The following is a 432-nucleotide window of genomic DNA, read 5'->3' as shown; positions in this document are numbered from 1 at the left end:
CTGGGGTCAGGGGCCGAGGAGCCCCCGGTCCCGGGGCCGACCGCCTCTGGGGCGCCGACGGGAAACGCAGCAGTCTTGAGGTGTTCGCAGGACGATCAGAGGGAGCGGAACACATGACTGCCAAGGACATCGGCGCCCAGGGGACCACCGCCGCCGTGCGGGTGCGTGCCGACGGCGGGCTGGACGAGGAGTCCCTCGCCTACCTCCGCGAGAAGGTCGCCGCCGCCCTGGACCGGCCGGGACTGCCGCCCGTGAGTGGTGAGGTGCGCGTCCAGCGGGCCGAGGCCCACCACGTGGACCTGCCCTGGTCCGCCGTCGCCGACATCCGGGTCGGACGCCGCCTCGTGACCGTCCACGCCCGCGAGGCGAGCGCACGCGAACTCGCCGACCGGCTCCACGACCGGCTGTGCGCCGGTACCGGACGCGCCGTCC

1 protein-coding gene is annotated in these 432 nt (G+C 75.0%); it reads left to right on the top strand.

The window, feature by feature from the left end; translation table 11 throughout:
• Positions 1-113: 113 nt before the first annotated feature.
• Positions 114-432, top strand: a 319-nt coding sequence (locus LPA54_RS39540) for a hypothetical protein (RefSeq protein ID WP_228985227.1), incomplete at its 3' end; no start/stop codon positions are given.

It is taken from the genome of Streptomyces sp. DH12 (assembly GCF_020873895.1).
Lineage (GTDB): Bacteria > Actinomycetota > Actinomycetes > Streptomycetales > Streptomycetaceae > Streptomyces.
This window is presented reverse-complemented; position numbering and strand designations above follow the sequence as displayed.